Raw genomic sequence first — 15268 nt, forward strand, 5'->3', positions numbered from 1 at the left:
ATCAGGCGCTGTCCCCCTGCGCCGCCTGGATGGCGGTCAGCGCGATCGTATAGACGATGTCGTCGACCAGCGCCCCCCGCGACAGGTCGTTCACCGGCTTGTTGAGGCCCTGCAGCATGGGCCCCACGCTTACCACCCGCGCGCTGCGCTGCACCGCCTTGTAGGTGGTGTTGCCGGTGTTGAGGTCGGGGAAGACGAACACCGTGGCGCGCCCCGCCACCGGCGAATCCGGTGCCTTCTGGCGCCCCACGCTCTCGATGGCCGCGGCGTCGTACTGCAGCGGGCCGTCGATGAGCAGGTGCGGCGCCTGCTCGCGGGCCAGCCGCGTGGCCTGGCGCACCTTCTCCACCTCGGCGCCGCTGCCCGACTCCCCGGTGGAGTAGCTGATCATCGCCACCCGCGGATCGATGCCGAAGGCCTGGGCGGAGCGCGCGCTCTGCAGGGCAATCTCGGCCAGCGTCTCGGCGTCCGGGTCGGGGTTTACCGCGCAGTCGCCGTAGACCACCACCTGCTCGGGCAGCAGCATGAAGAAGATCGACGACACCTGGCGGTAGCCGGGGGCGGTCTTGATCAGCTGGAAGGCCGGGCGCACGGTGTTGGCGGTGGTGTGCACTGCGCCCGAGACCAGGCCGTCGACCTCGTCCAGGGCCAGCATCATGGTGCCGAGCACCACGGTGTCCTGCAGCTGTGCCTCGGCGGTGAGTTCGTTCACCTTGCCGCGCCGGCGCTCCACCATGGGCGCGATGTAGCGCTCGCGGATGCCGTCCGGATCGATGATCTCGAGCCCCTCGGGCAGGTCGATGCCGCGGTTGCGCGCCACCTCGGCGATCTCCTCGGGCTTGCCGAGCAGCACGCAGCGGGCGATGCCGCGACGCTGGCAGATGGCGGCGGCCTCGACGGTGCGCGGCTCGCTGCCCTCGGGAAGGATGATGCGCCGGTCGGCGGCCTGGGCCAGCTTGACCAACTGGTGGCGGAAGGCTGAGGGCGACAGGCGGTCGGCGTAGCCGCGGCTCAGGTTCTCCTTGAGCCACTCCAGGTCGATGTGGCCGGCCACGAAGCGCGTCACCTGCTCGGCACGCTCCAGGTCGTCCATGGGGATGTCGTTGCCCATGGCGCCGAGGTTCTTGGCCGTGGTGAAGCTGTCGGTGTCCACGGCGAGCACCGGCATGCCGGTCTTCAGTGCCGGGCGGCACATCTCCACCATGTTGTCATTGGGCATGTAGCCGTTGGTGAGCAGCACCCCGGCCATGGGCACGCCGTTCATGGTGGCCAGCGCCGCGGCGAGCACGATGTCGTCGCGGTCGCCCGAAGCGACGATCAGGCTGCCGGGGCGGAAGACGTGCAGGGCGTTGGCGGCGCTGCGCGCGCACAGGCTCGTCGACAGCACGCGTCGATTGGCGGCGTCGCCCTCGCTGAGAAAGCGCGCGTCCAGCGCCCGGGCCACGTCGAGCACCCGCGGGGCGGTGAGCGTCGGGTTGTAAGGCACCACGCCGATCAGGTGGAAGCGGTCGGTGGCCAGCGTCGGCGAATAGCGTCGCAGGGCGGCGAGCAGCGCCTCGTCGTGCAGCGGCCCGGGCGAGCCGGGGGCGAGCGCCGCCGAGGTCTCGGCGCCGGGCAGGTTGTGCATGCGCATCAAAATGCAGCCCAGGGTGCGTGTCGACCCCAGCCCGCCGAAGCTCTGGGCGTGCATGTCGAGCTGCTCGGCCAGCGCCTGCGGGTCCTGGGTGTCGCCGCTGCCCACCAGGATGATCCGGGCGTTGAGGGCGTGGGCGAGCTGGGCGTTGAGCGCCGTGGCGTAGGTGCCGTGGGCGGTGGTCACCAGCCCCTCGACCACGACCACGTCCGGCACGCTGCCGGTGTGGCGCTCGATGGCCTGGTCATAGAGCTCGATCACCTGCTCCATCAGCACGTCCTGGCGGTCGTGGCGCAGCAGGCGTTCTATGTCGGCCTGGGCCATGGGCGCTGGGGGGCGCAGTCCCAGGGTGCTGGTCACCAGGGCGGTGGAACGGTCCGCCCCGGGGCCGTTGAGCTCGTCCTGGCGGAACGGCTTGAGAAAGCCCGCCTTGAGGCCGATGGTGTCGAGCGCCTGGATCAGCCCCAGACTCGCCGAGGTGAGGCCTACGCCCACGCTGGTGGGTACCATCAGCAGGACCTGGGGTTGCGGCGAGGCTTGGCGCGGTGTCATGCGGAGGCTTCCTCGATCAGTTGGCGGGTTTCCTGGGCGATGCGGCCCTCCTCGTCGGTGGGGATCACCCACAGCTGCGGGCCGGCCGCGTCGATGCGTCCCTCGCGGCCGCCCACCGTCGCGGCGTTGGCCGCCCCGTCCAGCTCGATGCCGAAGTGGGGCAGGGCGCCGAGGGTGCGCTGGCGCACCCACGGCGAGTTCTCGCCGATGCCGCCGGTGAAGACGATGCCGTCGAAGCGTGGCAGGGCGCAGGAGAGGGCGGCGAGCGACTTGGCCACCCGGTAGCAGAACACCTCGATGGCAAGTCGAGCCCCGGCATGACCGTTATCGGCGGCCTGCTCTAGCTCGCGCATGTCATTGGAGAGCCCCGAGAGTCCCGCCAGGCCGCTGTCGCGGTTGAGCACACGGTCGATCTCGGCCAGCGACCAGCCGAGCTGGCGTGCCAGATGGGCGTGCAGCCCCGGGTCGACGTCGCCGCTGCGCGTGCCCATGACGAGCCCCTCCAGCGGGGTGAGGCCCATGCTGGTGTCCTGGCTCGCGCCCTGCCACACCGCGCAGGTGGAGCAGCCGTTGCCCAGGTGCGCCGTCAGCCAGCCACCCCGGATGCCGGCCAGTGCATCGGCGCGGGCGCTGACGTGGGCGTGGCTGGTGCCGTGGAAGCCGTAGCGGCGAATGCTGTGGTCGCGGTAGAGCGCCTCCGGCAGCGCGTAGCGGTAGGCGCGCGGCGGCAGGCTCTGGTGGAAGGCGGTGTCGAAGACGGCCACCTGGAGCAGGTCGGGAAAGAGCCGGCGGGTGGCCTTGACGCCTTCGAGGTTGGCCGGGTTGTGCAGCGGGGCAAGGGCCGCGGTCTCTTCGATGGCTGCCACCACGGCGTCGTCGATCAGGGCAGCACGGGTGAAGCGCTCGCCGCCGTGGACGATGCGGTGGCCCACGGCGGCGGGGCGCTGGCCCTCCAGGCAGTCAAGGATCGCCGCCAGGGCGGTGGCGTGGTCGGCCCCGGGCAGCGCCTGGGTGAAGCGCTCGCCGCGGCTGTCGGTGCCCTTCAGCCGGGCGTCGTCGCTGCCCAGCCGTTCGGCCAGGCCGGCCAGGCGTGGCGCGTCGGGAGAGGCGGGCACGAGGGCGTACTTGATCGAAGAGGATCCGCAGTTGATGACCAGCACGGGGGCGTACATCGAGACTCCCTGACAATGAGATATTAGACCTTAGTCTACCATGGTCGGGCGGTCGGGTCGTCGTTGGCAAATTGCGCTCGATCAAGCCTGGCACGCTGTGCGGCATCGGTCCAAATGCGTTGCCGCACCGTCTTGCCAAGCGCGAAGCGCTGTTCCACAATGAGGATGGGCATGGGAAACGCTGTTTCCTAACTGGAGGTACATCATGAAACCCCTCGTGATTTCCGCCGCTTCAGCCACCCTGCTGGCCACCGGCCTCTTCGCCGGGGCGGCCCAGGCCCAGCAAGCCCTCTACCCGCAGACCTATATCGGCGGCGACGCCATATTCTGGGAACTCGACCCGGACGGACCGGCCACGTCCCGTGACGACATCGGCCTGCGCGTCAACGGCGGTGCCCAGTTCAACGACTACTTCGCCGTGGAAGGCCATCTCGGCAGCGGCGGCTCCGATGGCAACGTCGAGCTCGACTACCTCGTCGGTGCCTACGCCAAGGGCATCCTGCCCATTTCACAGGAGTTCCGCGCCTACGGCCTGGCCGGGGTCACCGAGGTGGACTTCAATGCCGACCGGGAGAGCGACTTCTCCTACGGTGCCGGTGCGGAGTTCGATGTGGCACCCAACCTGGCAGTCGGTGCCGACTACATGCGCTACCTCGACAATTCGAACTACACCTTCGACGCGGCGAGCGTGGGGATTCGCTACCGCTTCTAGCCGCGTCGCCTGGCGTTGCAGGGCTTCCCATGCTCGGCCCTGCAACGCACTCTCCTGCCTTGCTCAATGCGGCTTGCCGATCACGCTCAGCGCCTGGGGCGTGGTGGTGAGGTGGATATCCTTGAATTTGCCCAGCCGTTCGCCATCGGCGGTGACCGGCTTGTGCTGCGCGAGCCGGATGCGGCAGCCGGTTACCGCCAGGGGCATCACGGTGCCGTCGTTCTCCGGCGGTCGGCCGGTGAATCGGGTGATCAACAGGACGCTGAGCAACTTCGTCAGGGAGCGGTGGCGGATGGCGGCCAGGGTCAGCCTGCCGTCGGTGACGTCGGCGTGGGGAACGCGCTGGCCGCCGCCGAAATAGGCGCCCGAAGCGATAGCGATAGAGAGCCAGCGATCCGCGACGCGGCCCTCCGGGTGCTCGATGGTGGCCCGGAAGCCGCGTTGCATTTCCAGCTTGCGCAGCAGCACGGCCAGGTAGCTGAAACGCCCGAACCACTTCTTCAGGCGCGGCGAGGCCTGGGTGGTCGGCAGCGTGCCCAGACCGATGTGCACCACGTTGAGGAAGAGGTGCTCGTTTAGCCAGGCCACATCGACCCGGCGCGGCGAGCCAGAAACCATCAGCCGGCACAACTCGTCGGGGTCTTCCGGCAGGGCGAGGTTGCGGGAAAAGTCGTTGGCGGTTCCCGAGGGCAGGACGCCCAGGGTGGCATCGCGCTCAAGGCACACGTCGGCCAGGCGGCTGACCGAGCCATCGCCCCCCGCGACCAGCACCCGGTCTCCCGGTCTGACCTGCGCCTGCCAGGCGCTGTCGCCCAGATCGCAGACCGTCACGTCTTCCAGCCCGGCCTGGCGGAGGTGGTGCAGCCAGAACGACTGGCCGCGGGAGCCATCGCCTGCCTTGGCGTTGGCGATCAGCCAATAGCGCATGGGTGCCTCGTCGCTGTCGCTGACAGGTGCAGTGCTTTTGCCTGGTGCAGTATATCGTGGGTGGCCGAAATCGCGAGGCAGGCGGCGGGGCCCGGGTTTGCACTCGAATGACGCATCGCTCGCCGGGCCACGCCCGCTACGCCGACGCCTGCGGCCGGGGCGAGGCGTCGAGCCGGTCTGGCAGGTTCCCCGCTGAAGAACTGGCATGTTCCCTGCAAGAGAAACGGTGCCACTCTCTGTGCAGGTGTTGCCATGACTGCTGACTGTGCCACCCCGGAAACGCCCCGCGAAGCCGCCCCGACGCCACGGCTGCTCTTCACCGACCTCGATGGCTCGCTGCTCGACCACCACCACTATGGCTGGGAGCCGGCGCGCCCTTGGCTGGCCCGGCTCAAGGCGCTCGGCGTGCCGGTGATCCCGGTGACCTGCAAGACGTGCAGCGAGATCGTGCCGCTGCGCCATGAACTGGGGCTGACCGAGAGCCCCTTCATCGCCGAGAACGGCGCCGTGGTGGGCCTGCCCCCGGCCTGGTGCCACGCCCGCCTGGACCGCGGCGCGGGACCGGACGGCCTGGCGATCAGGACCCTGGGTGTCGACATCGGTCTCATTCGCCAGCGCCTTTCGGTGTGGCGTCAGCGCTTGGGCGTGCGCTTCACCATCATGAGCGAGATGCCGCTGGCGGAGTTGGTCGCCTTTACCGGCCTCGAGGAGGCCGAGGTACGCCAGGCGCGGATGCGCGAGGGTAGCGAGCCGCTGATCTGGGAGGACGACGAGGCACGACTCGACGCCCTGCGCCGAGGGCTGGCCGGCGATGGCCTCTGCCTGGTGCGCGGCGGGCGCTTCTGGCACGTCACCGGCGAGTCGCACAAGGGCGGGGCGGTGGCCTGGCTGGTCAGCCGATTCACGGCGTTGCGCGGCCGCCGGCCGCTGACCTTGGCGCTGGGCGACGGCCCCAATGACCGAGTGATGCTCGAGACGGTGGATCAGGCGGTGCTGATTCGCGGCTGTCATGGCCTTGCCGTCGAGCCGCAGCAGCCGGCGCTGTATCGCAGCGAGGCGACCGGCCCCGCCGGCTGGGCCGAGGGGGTGGCCCACTGGTGGGGGCGAGCTGACCGCCGGCTGAGGCCGGCGGCACGCGGCGAGGTGGTGATCGGCCCCTCGAGCGGAGGCACAGCCCGCTGCCCTACCTCGAGTACTTGGACAGCTACCGCTATCCGCGCTCCGGCGAGTTCTTGATCACGCCGGTGGCGTTGCAGCGATCAGCCCTCGGACCAGCGGCCGGTTTCCAGCCACTGCACCAGGCGGATCGGCAGCCGCTTGAGTTCGCCCCCTTCCAGCACGGCCACGCCGAAGTGGGAGGCTTGCGGCCGGGCGGCCTCCAGGGGGCCGGCGCCGAGCAGCAGCCGCGTGCCCGCCAGGCCGGCGGTGTGGTCGACCAGGTCATGGAGGTCGTGGAGGGCGTTGCACGCAGCGCCCGTCGCACGGGCGGGGAAGGGAGGGCAGGCGATCATCAGCAGTTGGTTGTGGTGCAGGGCCAGGCCGGCGAGCACCGCGGGCGTCTCGTTGTGACGGCCGCTGAGGTCGAGCAGGTGGGCACCGCTATGTGCCTCCAGGCCGGCGTCGCGGGCGCACAGCCAGACGTATTCGGCGAGCCATTCGCCGCCCAGGTAGCGGGCGCCGTCCAGCGAGGGAAAGCTCAGGTGCCGCGGCGCCCGGTTCGACCACTCGAGCAGGTCGGCCTCGGCCAGCCGGCTCAGGGCATCCGTCTCGGGAAAGGCGGGGGCCAGGCTCAGCCGCTGGCGCTGCCCTTGGGGATGCAGGGCACGCCCGCGGGCGCTCTCGGTGATGACCGGCTCGCCGGCATCGCCGCGCACGATCCTCGCCAGTTCGGCCAGCAGCTCCCCCAGGCGGTCGGCGTGGTGGGCCAGGTAGCGGGTCAGGGGACGCCGCGACTCGGCGGCGTTGCGCCACGCGGCGTGGTCGGAACACGCCTTGATGCGCTTGTAGCCGTTGGCCAGCAGATAGAGGTCGACATCCAGCACCGGCTCGATGGCCAGGGTCTCCAGCCCTTCCGGGACCAGGGCGGGATTGATGCGATACAGGGCCCCCGCCGGCAGGTCGACGTGGTAGCCGTCGGCCCGGCAGCGCTGCAGGGCGTGCTGGAAGAGCAGGGTCGTCAGGCGCGAGGCGTCGCCCAGGTCGTAGCTGATGGCCAGGTCGGGGGTGTCGGCCTGCTGGCGCGCCAGGTCGGCGGCGAGCCGGGCGGCGAAGTCGCCGGTGGCCTGGGGGTCGTGGGTGGGCAAGTCGTCGGTCAGGCGTAGCTGGGTACCGGCGGGCAGCTCATGGTCGAGCAAAACCTGGAGACGTTCCGCCACCGCGCGACGCTGTTGGCTGGCCACCAGGATCACGTGCTCGGGGCGCAGCTGCAGCAGGGGGATCAGGGTGATCTCGGGACACTCGCTCACCAGGGCGACATGCAGGTGGGGCATGGCCTTGCTCCTCTCGTCCGGTCGGGGTGCGCACGCCGTTGCCCTCAGGCTACAACCGTCGTCATGGCCTTGTCGCCCCGTTCGGCGAGCGGAGACGCAAAACGCCGGTCGGATGACCGGCGTTGTGAGTCGCGGCGAGGGCGCAATGGCGGGCGTCACACCTCCTTGTAGAGCTCGGCGCCCTGGTCGCGGAACTTCGCCGCCTGCTCTTCCATCCCGCGCCTCACCGCCTCGACATCGCCTTCCAGGCCGTGTTCGGTGGCACCGTCCTTGTAAGCGTCGCGCACCTCCTGGCTGATCTTCATGGAGCAGAACTTGGGCCCGCACATGGAGCAGAAGTGGGCCACCTTGGCCGAGTCCTTGGGCAGGGTCTCGTCGTGGTACGCCCGGGCGGTGTCGGGGTCGAGGCCGAGGTTGAACTGGTCCTCCCAGCGGAACTCGAAGCGCGCCTTGGAGAGCGCGTTGTCGCGGCGCTGGGCGGCCGGGTGGCCCTTGGCGAGATCGGCGGCGTGGGCGGCGATCTTGTAGGTAATGATGCCGGTCTTGACGTCGTCCTTGTTGGGCAGGCCCAGGTGCTCCTTGGGCGTGACGTAGCAGAGCATGGCGCAGCCGTACCAGCCGATCATCGCCGCACCGATGCCGGAGGTGATGTGGTCGTAGCCGGGGGCGATGTCGGTAGTCAGCGGCCCCAGGGTGTAGAAGGGCGCCTCGTCGCACTCGGCGAGCTGCTTCTCCATGTTCTCCTTGATCAGGTGCATGGGCACGTGGCCCGGCCCCTCGATCATTACCTGGACGTCGTGCTGCCAGGCGATGCGGGTCAGCTCGCCCAGCGTCTCGAGTTCGGCGAACTGCGCCGCGTCGTTGGCGTCGGCCACCGAGCCGGGGCGCAGGCCGTCGCCCAGCGAGAAGGCCACGTCGTACTGCTTGCAGATCTCGCAGATCTCCTCGAAGTGCGTATAGAGGAAGCTCTCCTGGTGGTGGTAGAGGCACCACTTGGCCATGATCGAGCCGCCCCGGGAGACGATCCCGGTGACCCGCTGGGCGGTGAGCGGCACGTAGCGCAGCAGCACGCCGGCGTGAATGGTGAAGTAGTCCACGCCCTGTTCGGCCTGCTCGATCAGGGTGTCGCGGAAGATTTCCCAGGTAAGGTTCTCGGCGACGCCGTTCACTTTTTCCAGCGCCTGGTAGATCGGCACGGTACCGATCGGCACCGGGGCGTTGCGGATGATCCACTCGCGGGTCTCGTGGATGTTCTGCCCGGTGGAGAGGTCCATGATGGTGTCGGCGCCCCAGCGGATGCCCCAGGTCATCTTGTCCACCTCTTCCTCGATGGAGGAAGTCACCGCCGAGTTGCCCAGGTTGCCGTTGATCTTCACCAGGAAGTTGCGGCCGATGATCATCGGCTCGGATTCCGGGTGGTTGATGTTGCAGGGAATGATCGCGCGGCCGGCGGCGACTTCGGCGCGCACGAACTCGGGCGTGATCTCCTCCGGCAGGCGGGCGCCGAAGCCCTGGCCGGGGTGCTGGTGGCCGAGGATGCGCTCGACTTCCTCGGATCCGAGGGCTTGCCTACGTTGATTTTCCCGGATGGCGATGAACTCCATCTCCGGGGTGATGATGCCCTGGCGGGCATAGTGCAACTGGGTGACGTTCTTTCCCGCCTTGGCACGCCTGGGCGTGCGGGTCAGGTCGAAGCGCAGCGGAGCGAGCAGCGGGTCATTGGCGCGACGCTGGCCATACTCGCTGGTCGGCCCGTCGAGGAACTCGGTGTCGCCGCGCGCCTCGATCCAGGCGCGGCGCAGCTCGGGAAGGCCGCGGCGCAGGTCGTTCTCGGCCTCGGGGTCGGTATAGGGGCCGGAGGTGTCGTAGACCAGCAGCGGCGGGTTCTCTTCATCGGCTCCCGAGGTCTTGGTCGGCGACAGCGATATCTCGCGGAAGGGGACGCGGATGTCGGGGCGCGAGCCTTCGACGTAGACCTTGCGCGAGCCGGGCAGGGCCTGGATGGCGGCCTCGTCGACCTGGGCGGTTTCGGCGAGGAAGTGGGCGGTCTTGCTCATGGTGTGCTCTCGTGGTTCGGTGGCGTTGTCAGGGAGGCGTCAGAGGCTGCGATCCAGCCCCATCTGCCAGAAGTCGATCTCGAGGCGCGTGGCGTCGCGGAATACCGTGCACAGCTCCTCGAAGCGTGCCGGGCTCACCTCGGCCAGGCGAGCGTCGAGCCATTCCAGTTCGGCGCGCATGGCGGCCTGGAATTCCTCGCCCTCGTACATGGCGATCCAGGCGTCATAGGGGTTGTCTGCGCCGCGCAGCGTGAAGCTCTGTCCATTCAGCCAATTGGCGATCTCGCCGTAACCCACCACGCAGGGCGCGAGTGCCACGTGCAGGTCGAGCAGGTCGCCGCGGTTACCGGCATCCAGCACGTAGCGGGTATAGGCGAGCGTGGCGCGGGCCTCGGGCAAGGCGGCGAGCTCCTCCTCGGCGATGCCCCAGTCGCGGCAGTAGCTCACGTGCAGGTCGAGCTCTACGTCGAGGATCGCCTTGAGGCCCTCATGAGCCTGGCGAAGGTCGGCGAGCGTGCGGCTCTTGTAGGCGGCCAGCGCATAGGCACGGGCGAAGTGGATCAGGAAGAGGTAGTCCTGCTGCAGGTAGTGGCGAAAGGCGCCTTCGTCGAGGGTGCCGGTACCCAGGGCACGCACGAAGTCGTGCTCGAGGTAGGCACGCCAGTCGCTCTGGCAGGCGGCGGTCAGATCGCTGAAGCGGTAACCCATCTTGCCTCCGGTCAGGGGTCGGGATCCGGAGGTTCGGGCAGAGGAAAACGGAGAGGGGCTGCACCGGGAAGAAGCCTGCGTGGCCCATCGCCTGATTCCCTACGCCGGTGCCAACCGGATCAGGTTCTACGGGACCAGCGCTGCGTTCTCTCGAACCTGCGCCATCTCAGCCGGATTCACCGGCACCCCGTCAAGCGTCGCTGGCAGTGTAGCAAGACGTGGAGGCAATGCCAGCCCGGACATCGCCGGGTGGGAATGGGCGTTCACCTGGCGTTGCGGCGCAGCCAGGCGATGTCCACCGCGAAGGAAACCGTCAGCCCAAGTAGCGCGGTGGCCGCCAGGTAGCCGGCCGGCACGGGCGAGACCGGTGGTAGCAGGGCGAGCAGCAGCGTCGCCACCTGCCACACGCAGACTGCCTGGCGCCGGCGGCTCGCCGGCAGCTCGGCGGCGAGCCAGGGCCAGCGCCAGCCGGCCAGCACGAAGGCGTAGCGCATGGCGCCGATGGCCAGCACCCAGGGGCCCAGCTTGTCGATCGCCACCAGGGCCAGGCACAGCACCAGGATGAAGGCAGCGTCGAGCTCCATGTCGAAGCGGGCGCCGAAGGCGCTGGCCGTGCCGGTGCGGCGCGCCACCCAGCCGTCGAGGCCGTCGAGGAGCAGGGCGGTGCCGCTCATGGCGGCAAAAAACCATGCATGACGGGCGATCAGGCTTGGCTCGGCCAGGCTACCCGCGAGCAGGGCCACCAGCACGCCGCGCGCCAAGGTGACGCGGTTGGCCCAGCCCAGTCCCGTCGGCTGGCGGTGGAACCGGGCCACCAGGGTGGCCAGCAGGGCATAGCACGCCGCGGCCAGCGCGAGGGTGGCGGGGGGCGCGCCGAGCCCGAGGCCCAGGGCGCCCCCCAGGGCCAGCACGACCGCCAGCCCCAGCAGCAGCTCCGCAAACGTGGAGGGCCGGCGCTGGGCCGGCGGGGCTTTGCCGCTATGCTGACGAGACGGGAGGAACATGCCAGGCTCCGTGCGAGTCTATATTATGCAAAACTCAATATTTGTACCATTATTGTAGAAGATAAATGGCCCGTCAGGATGCCGCCATGACCAAGACGACCGCCTTCTGGATCCTCTCGCCGGGCCACGGTGCCCTTCGCGAGGAGCGGCTGCCCGAACCGGGGGCGGGCGAAGTGCGCGTGCGCACGCGCTTCAGCGCCGTCAGTCGGGGAACGGAAGCCCTGGTGTTCCGCGGCGAGGTGCCGGAAAGCGAGTACCAGCGCATGCGCGCCCCCTTTCAGGCTGGCGACTTTCCCGGCCCGGTCAAGTACGGCTACGTGAGCGTGGGTGTGGTGGAGGCGGGCGAGGCCGAGCTGCGCGGCCTCGAGGTGTTCTGCCTGTATCCCCACCAGGATCGCTATGTGGTGCCCGCCGAGGCCGTGGTGCCGCTGCCCGAGGGCGTGCCGGCGGCGCGGGCCGTGCTTGCCGCCAACCTGGAAACCGCCCTCAACGCCGTCTGGGATGGCGCCCCGGGGCCGGGGGATCGCATCGCGGTGATCGGTGCCGGAGTGGTGGGAGCGCTGGTGGCCTGGCTGTGCGCGGCCATCCCCGGCACCCGGGTGGAGCTGATCGACGTGGCAACCCGGCGCGCCGACCTGGCGCGGCGGCTGGGCGCCGGCTTCGCCACCCCCGAGCGGGCCACGCCGGGCTGCGATCGCGTCTTCCATGCCAGCGGCAATCCCCAGGGGCTGCGCCTGGCGCTGGACCTCGCCGGCCTCGAGGCGCGAATCGTGGAGCTGAGCTGGTACGGCGAGCGCGAGGCGAGTCTGCCGCTGGGCCAGGCGTTTCACGCCCGACGCCTGCAACTGGTTTCCAGCCAGGTGGGCCGGCTGCCCGCCGAGCGTGCGGTGCGCTGGGATCACCGCCGCCGCCTGGCGCTGGCGCTGGCGCTGCTGGCCGATGCGCGCCTTGACGCCCTGATCAGCGGCGAGAGCGACTTCCGCGACCTGCCGGAGCTGATGCCCGAGCTTGCCGCCGGCGGCGGCGAGGTGCTCTGTCACCGCCTGCGCTACCCCTGAGCCCGACCCGGACAGGAGAGCCCATGTACAGCCTTACCGTTCGCGACCACTTCATGATCGCCCACAGCTTTGCCGGCAAGGTCTTCGGCCCCGCCCAGCGAACCCATGGCGCCACCTACGTGGTGGATGCCACCTTCCAGCGTCCCGAACTCGACGCCGACGACCTGGTGGTCGACATCGGTCTGGCCGCCGCCGCCCTCAAGGGCGTGCTGGGCGCCTATGACCTGCGTAACCTCGATGAACTCGACGCCTTCCAGGGGCGCAACACCACCACCGAGTTCCTGGCGCGCCGGGTCTTCGACGGCCTGGCGGCGGCCATCGCCGCCGGCGAACTGGGTCCCGGGGCCGCGGGGCTCGAGGCGCTGCGTATCACCCTCCACGAGTCGCACATCGCCTGGGCCAGCTACGAGGGGGCGCTGTGAGCCGCCCTGACCTGCAGCTGATCGTTGCCGGCGACCCCGACCAGCTCACCGGCGGCTATCTCTACGATGCGCACATCGCCGAGGCGCTGCGCGCGCGCGGCTGGGTGGTGACGGTGACCGGGCTCGCGGGGCGCTTCCCCGATCCCGATGCACGTGCCCGCCGGAGCCTGGCCGAGACCCTGGCCGGCCTGCCCGATGGCGCCCGGGTGGTGATCGACGGCCTGGCCCTGGGCGGGCTGCCCGACGCCGTGGCACCCCACGCCGTCCGCCTCGACCTCACCGGCCTGGTGCACCATCCCCTGGCCGAGGAGAGCGGCCTGGACGCCGATACCCGCGAACGCCTCTTCGCCTGCGAACGGCGCGCCCTGGCGCAGGTGCGCCGGGTGATTGCCACCAGCGCCTACACCGCGCGGGGCCTTGCGCGCTACGGGGTGAGCGCCGAGCGGATACGAGTGGTCGAGCCTGGGGTCGAGCCGGCACCGCTGGCCGCCTCGGCCCGGGCCGAGGGCCCCGACACGGGCGGCAATCGGCTGCTGTGCGTGGCCACCCTGACGCCGCGCAAGGGCCACGACCGGCTCCTCGAGGCGCTGGCCGGTATTACCGACCGCGCCTGGCACCTCGATCTGGTGGGCAGCCCTGCGCGCGACCCGGCCTGGGCGGAGCGACTCTTCGCGGCCACCCGCGAGTACCGGCTCGCCGAGCGGGTCACCTGGCATGGCGAGCTCGACGGCGAACGGCTGGCCGCACTCTGGCAGGCGGCCGACCTCAGCGTGCTGGCGTCGCGCTACGAGGGTTACGGCATGGTGGTCAGCGAAGCGCTGGCGCGTGGTCTGCCGGTGGTTGCCACCACCGGCGGGGCGCTCGTCGATACCCTGCCGCCCGAGGCGGGGCTTGCCGTGGCGCCGAACGACGCCGCGGCGCTGCGCGCGGCTCTCACGCGCTGGCTCGACGAGCCGGCCCTGCGCCGCTGCCTTCGCCAAGGCGCCCGGGCGGCGCGTGAACGGCTGGCCGACTGGCCAACGGCCGGGGTGCGCTTTGCCGCCGCGCTCGACGAGAAGCCCGTGATGCCCAGCTGTGGGGAGAGGACGTGATGGCTGCTCCCGTCGATGCCGCCCACTTCTCGGCCGACTGGCTGGCGAGCCGCGAGGCCCTCGATGCCCGCTCGCGTAGCCGAACGCTCACCCGCTTCGCCGCCGACTGGCTGGCCGCGCGCCCCGGCGTGCATCGGCTGGTCGACCTGGGCGCCGGCAGCGGCAGCAACCTGCGCTTTCTTGCCCCGCGCCTGCCCGGGCCGCAGCGCTGGCGGCTGGTAGATCAGGATGGCGAGCTGCTGGCGCACGCTCGCCGGACCCGCGTGCAGGATGCCGGAGGCGAGCGCGTGGCAGTAAGTCTCGACCGCCGCCATCTGGCGCCGGTGGGCGGAGCCCTGCTGGGGGAGGCCGACCTGGTGGTGGCCTCGGCGCTGTGCGATCTGGTCTCCCGAGACTGGGCGGTGGCGCTGGTCGACCGCTGCGCGGCGCGCGGCCAGGCCCTGCTCATCACGCTCAGCGTGGACGGTGACTGGGGTTTTCTCGACACCGCCGGCGCGCGTGCCGACACGGTCGACGATGCGGTGGTACGTGGTCTGGTCCAGGCCCATCAGCGCCGCGACAAGGGGCTGGGCGCCGCTCTGGGCGGCGAGGCGCCGGGGTTGCTCGCCGCGCTGCTCGAGGCCGCAGGCTACCGGGTGGCGAGCGCCGATACCCCCTGGTGTCTGCCCAGCGGCGAGCCGGCCACGCAGCCCGTGGCCGAGGCGTTGGTCGCGGGCTGGTACGCCGCGGCGCGGGAGCAGGCCCCCGAGCAGGCCGAGCGCCTGATGCAGTGGCATGCCCACCGCCAGGCTCAGCTGGCCGCGGGCGAGGTTGGCGTGACGGTGGGGCACCGCGATCTCTTCGCGGCGCCGCCGGGGGAGGCGACGGCGTGAGGAGCGCGCTTCTCGTCCGCCCGCTGGGCAGTCTGGGGCTGCTGGCGGCGTTGGCGCTGTGGCTCGACCCCCGCACGGTGGTCGCCGCCGTGGAAGGCGTCGCGCCCGGCTGGGTACTGCTGGGGCTGGCCCTGACCCTGCCGCAGGTGGCGCTGTGCGCCTGGCGCTGGCGATTGACCGCGCGCTTGCTGGACCTGCCGCTGGGCTGGCGGCGGGCGCTGCACGACTACTATCTGGCGCTGTTCCTCAATCAGGTGCTGCCCGGCGGGGTGATGGGCGATGCCGCCCGCGCCTGGCGCCATGCCGGCGCCAGCGGGCGGCGCGGCGGCGCCTGGCGGGCGGTGGTCATCGAGCGCGCCTCGGGGCAGCTGGCCATGCTGCTGCTCACGCTCGCCGTGTTGCTCGCCTCATCGCTGTGGCACGACGTGCTGTGGCGCGTCCTCCAGGCCGTGGCGCGGCCCGTGGTGACAGCCTCGCCGGGGGCGCTGGGGCTCGGCGCCCTGGCATTCGTCCTCGGCGGCGGTCTCGCGGTGGCGGGCGCGCGGCGGCTCCATCGGCGGCCGCCCCGGCC

Annotated in this window: 15 protein-coding genes and 1 riboswitch; of the genes, 7 read left to right on the forward strand and 8 right to left on the reverse strand. The window is 70.7% G+C overall.

Annotated features, from left to right (window positions below; genetic code table 11):
- Position 1 precedes the first annotated feature (1 nt).
- From pta to FEF15_RS11650, 3 genes are read right to left on the reverse strand one after another with little or no spacing between them, the layout of a single operon-like run.
- On the reverse strand, positions 2-2185 hold the full coding sequence (gene pta, locus FEF15_RS11640) for a phosphate acetyltransferase (RefSeq protein WP_163559333.1): 2184 nt from the start codon (positions 2183-2185) through the stop codon (positions 2-4).
- Positions 2182-3357, reverse strand: coding sequence for an acetate kinase (locus FEF15_RS11645; RefSeq protein WP_163559334.1), 1176 nt, complete (start codon positions 3355-3357; stop codon positions 2182-2184). The genes pta and FEF15_RS11645 overlap by 4 nt, the downstream gene beginning before the upstream one ends.
- Positions 3358-3392: 35 nt before the next feature.
- Positions 3393-3530 (reverse strand): hypothetical protein, encoded by a 138-nt coding sequence (locus FEF15_RS11650; RefSeq protein WP_163559335.1) that lies wholly within the window; start codon positions 3528-3530, stop codon positions 3393-3395.
- A 32-nt stretch (positions 3531-3562) separates the two neighbouring features.
- Here FEF15_RS11650 and FEF15_RS11655 point away from each other — a divergent pair, with 32 nt between their 5' ends.
- Positions 3563-4069, forward strand: a complete 507-nt coding sequence (locus tag FEF15_RS11655; protein WP_163559336.1) for an outer membrane beta-barrel protein — start codon at positions 3563-3565, stop codon at positions 4067-4069.
- Between the two features lie 63 nt (positions 4070-4132).
- Here the strand turns inward: FEF15_RS11655 and FEF15_RS11660 are convergent, their stop codons facing one another.
- Positions 4133-4996, reverse strand: coding sequence for a diacylglycerol kinase family protein (locus FEF15_RS11660; protein WP_163559337.1), 864 nt, complete (start codon positions 4994-4996; stop codon positions 4133-4135).
- A 252-nt stretch (positions 4997-5248) separates the two neighbouring features.
- Here FEF15_RS11660 and FEF15_RS11665 point away from each other — a divergent pair, with 252 nt between their 5' ends.
- Complete coding sequence (locus FEF15_RS11665; RefSeq protein ID WP_163559338.1) at positions 5249-6232, forward strand: HAD-IIB family hydrolase; 984 nt, start codon at positions 5249-5251, stop codon at positions 6230-6232.
- A gap of 23 nt (positions 6233-6255) precedes the next feature.
- Here FEF15_RS11665 and FEF15_RS11670 read toward each other — a convergent pair whose 3' ends face one another.
- The 4 genes from FEF15_RS11670 to FEF15_RS11685 form a co-directional block, all read right to left on the reverse strand.
- Positions 6256-7485: a DUF1887 family CARF protein gene (locus tag FEF15_RS11670; RefSeq protein ID WP_163559339.1), complete on the reverse strand. Its 1230-nt coding sequence runs from the start codon at positions 7483-7485 to the stop codon at positions 6256-6258.
- Positions 7486-7640: 155 nt separating this feature from the next.
- A complete protein-coding gene (gene thiC / locus FEF15_RS11675; RefSeq protein WP_163559340.1) occupies positions 7641-9542 on the reverse strand; it encodes a phosphomethylpyrimidine synthase ThiC in 1902 nt (633 codons plus the stop codon).
- 39 nt (positions 9543-9581) lie between these two features.
- Positions 9582-10250: a thiaminase II gene (gene tenA / locus FEF15_RS11680; protein WP_163559341.1), complete on the reverse strand. Its 669-nt coding sequence runs from the start codon at positions 10248-10250 to the stop codon at positions 9582-9584.
- A gap of 78 nt (positions 10251-10328) precedes the next feature.
- Positions 10329-10450: riboswitch (TPP riboswitch) on the reverse strand.
- Positions 10451-10513: 63 nt separating this feature from the next.
- Entirely contained in the window at positions 10514-11254 is a 741-nt protein-coding gene (locus FEF15_RS11685) for a CDP-alcohol phosphatidyltransferase family protein (RefSeq protein ID WP_163559342.1), read from the reverse strand.
- 86 nt (positions 11255-11340) lie between these two features.
- Between FEF15_RS11685 and FEF15_RS11690 the strand changes: the two genes are divergently transcribed.
- The 5 genes from FEF15_RS11690 to FEF15_RS11710 form a co-directional block, all read left to right on the forward strand.
- Entirely contained in the window at positions 11341-12312 is a 972-nt protein-coding gene (locus FEF15_RS11690; RefSeq protein ID WP_163559343.1) for a zinc-binding alcohol dehydrogenase, read from the forward strand.
- Positions 12313-12335: 23 nt separating this feature from the next.
- On the forward strand, positions 12336-12734 hold the full coding sequence (locus FEF15_RS11695) for a 6-carboxytetrahydropterin synthase (RefSeq protein ID WP_163559344.1): 399 nt from the start codon (positions 12336-12338) through the stop codon (positions 12732-12734).
- Positions 12731-13825 carry a glycosyltransferase family 4 protein gene (locus FEF15_RS19420; RefSeq protein WP_163559345.1) on the forward strand — a complete coding sequence of 365 codons (1095 nt, stop codon included), beginning with the start codon at positions 12731-12733 and terminating at the stop codon, positions 13823-13825. Before FEF15_RS11695 ends, FEF15_RS19420 begins: the two co-directional genes overlap by 4 nt.
- The gene (locus FEF15_RS19425; protein ID WP_240454148.1) at positions 13822-14697 is read left to right on the forward strand and encodes a hypothetical protein; all 876 of its coding nucleotides are present in this window, start codon (positions 13822-13824) and stop codon (positions 14695-14697) included. The genes FEF15_RS19420 and FEF15_RS19425 overlap by 4 nt, the downstream gene beginning before the upstream one ends.
- The coding region (locus FEF15_RS11710; RefSeq protein ID WP_205598521.1) for a lysylphosphatidylglycerol synthase domain-containing protein at positions 14694-15268 on the forward strand (575 nt) is incomplete at its 3' end. The genes FEF15_RS19425 and FEF15_RS11710, both read left to right, overlap by 4 nt.

This window comes from Halomonas sp. NO4 (assembly GCF_010994375.1).
Classification (GTDB): Bacteria; Pseudomonadota; Gammaproteobacteria; order Pseudomonadales; family Halomonadaceae; genus Halomonas.